Consider the following 1,199-nt stretch of genomic DNA (forward strand, 5'->3'; position numbering starts at 1 on the left):
CCAACGCCTTGCTTCTCTTGGAGCTCTTTATTGGCTGTAGCCTCGAGAAAGGTGGCGGTGGAGCGTCTATCGACCTCTACGGTGATTCCGGAGGTGGTGTTGCGAATCACTGCAAATTGCTCTTGCTTCCAAGGGGCATTGGGGTAGACGTAGTTGCCGTGTAGCTTGCCCTGTCCGTGGTCGTGCCCCTCCTTGATCATCACTAGGCAGGTGGCCCAATTATCGAGGGCACCACCTTCATCGAGGTTAGGGCCTGGCTGCCGATTTTTATCGATCAGTAGGCGGGTGGTCTCATTGAAGTAGACATCGGCCTCGGTGGTAGGTACCTTGGAGATGAGCAAGGGGTTGCGGTCCTCAGGTACTGAGACATCAAAGAATACAAACTTCTGGCACCCAGATAGAAGGAGTGCTGCTAGAAGTGTGGTGAGTAGGATTGCTTTATATTTCATAGAGTTATTGATCTGCTCAAAAGGTGATTAGAATATCAAACTGGCTTTGCGATTGAAGAAGCGAGCGGTGTCGTCGAAAAACATTCGGCGAAGCTGGCTCTCATCGGCATTGGGGTAGACCGCCTTAATGTCGTGCACAAAGGTGCTTTGGTCACCCGTAGCATCGGCAATGACGCGGAAGGGGATAGGGAAGCTGATATCGTAGCTGCTCCACTCACGATCGATCTCATTGTACTTATTGGGGGCCATGGCTTGTAGCCCAGAGCCCTCGGCATTGAGGTCTTGATGATACTTACCAAAGGGGAAGCGGTAATTCTTTTTATTCGCCTCATTATCATTGATAATGTGTGCGATGCGGATGCCCATCTGGAATTGCATGTGTGCCTCGTGGAAGTTGAGGATGCCCTTAAATCCAAGTGCTTCTTTTTGGAAGAGGTCGCCCGCTTCATTGATTTTTCGGCGGAACCTAAGTAGTCCCACGATATGGCCAGTTCGGATACGTCCGAGGTCGTCTTGGTCCTCTAGCTCGGTGCCGAGATACTCCTCTACAGGGTCGGTATCGCGGTATTCGTAGCTAAAGATCTGTGGCACTATCTTCCACGACATATCGTAGCTATCGAGCGTCTGATAGAGTCGGTAGCTTTGTGAGGAGCCTTGTGGGGTGTAGGGCTCAAATACCTTGTTGGTGGCATAGAGCTTGGCCGCCTCTTGCGACATAGCGTAGCTGTATCGGAGTGGCTCCTCCTCTTT

Annotated in this window: 2 pseudogenes; both read right to left on the bottom strand. The window is 51.4% G+C overall.

Annotation, left to right across the window (positions count from 1 at the left end):
- Positions 1-449 (bottom strand): annotated as a pseudogene (locus tag QVO39_RS07955) (hypothetical protein); the annotation flags it as partial.
- A gap of 27 nt (positions 450-476) precedes the next feature.
- Positions 477-1,199: pseudogene (locus QVO39_RS07960) on the bottom strand (hypothetical protein); the annotation flags it as partial.

Source organism: Porphyromonas sp. CAG:1061 (assembly GCF_000435035.1).
Classification (GTDB): domain Bacteria; phylum Bacteroidota; class Bacteroidia; order Bacteroidales; family Porphyromonadaceae; genus Porphyromonas_A; species Porphyromonas_A somerae.